This is a genomic window from Staphylococcus coagulans, from assembly GCF_002901995.1.
GTDB lineage: Bacteria > Bacillota > Bacilli > Staphylococcales > Staphylococcaceae > Staphylococcus > Staphylococcus coagulans.
Map to the genome: position 1 here is coordinate 1 of NZ_PPQN01000116.1, position 829 is coordinate 829.

The window sequence follows — 829 nt, forward strand, 5'->3', positions numbered from 1 at the left end:
GTATTATATTTAATTGTTTTAATGCTAACAATGGTTTTAATATCATTATTTATTAAATCATTTAGCAGTGTTATACTTGTAATAGTAATTGATATAATTATGTCTGTTTTTCTTAGTATAAAGGATTTAAAAATTTATTTACCTAATTTTGTAGCTTTAAATAGTAATATAGAAGAAATAAGTCGTTTTAATTTGTATATGAACGGTGCAATTGTGTTATCTATTATAGTATTATTGTTTTTATTTATAGTGTTTCGTTACAAAAGATTTAACACATAAGGGGGATTAAATGGGTGCCTTATTAGAATTTATTACAGTTGCCGGTGATACATTAAAATTAAACAAATCGCAAGAAGTTAAATTTGATAATGATGTGATAATAGCTGTAGATGAAGGGGTGTTATTTGTAAAACATTATTATAATAACGGTGAAAGTAGGATAATAAACGTTCTAAAATCAGGCTCAGTACAATATATTGAAAGTTCTTATATGTCAATAAAAGCTAAAAGTAAAATGCGCATGAAAATTATCAACAAAGACTTTTTCAACAGGAATGCAGGAGAAGAAAGTAAAAAAGATTTACGACAGTTGATAACAATTCTTTATTCAAGAATGAACATGACAATAAGAGATACATCTTTTCAAGAGAAGAGTTTAAACTTAATTGCTTGTTTGGTAAAACTTGCAAATACATTTGGATTAGAAAAAGAAAACGGAATATTAATTGATTTAGATTTGACACATAAAGAATTAGCAGAACTATCTATGTTGACTAGAGAAACAGTTAGTAGGAATATGAAGAAATTGTATGCTGATAAATTACTAATC

At 25.6% G+C, this 829-nt stretch carries 2 protein-coding genes; both read left to right on the forward strand.

The genetic code is table 11. From position 1 onward, the window contains the following. On the forward strand, window positions 1–279 hold a 279-nt coding region (locus CD118_RS12135; protein WP_425353211.1), incomplete at its 5' end, for a hypothetical protein. A 10-nt stretch (window positions 280–289) separates the two neighbouring features. After that, a partial coding sequence (locus CD118_RS11605) for a helix-turn-helix domain-containing protein (RefSeq protein WP_142380883.1) occupies window positions 290–829 on the forward strand: 540 nt, incomplete at its 3' end.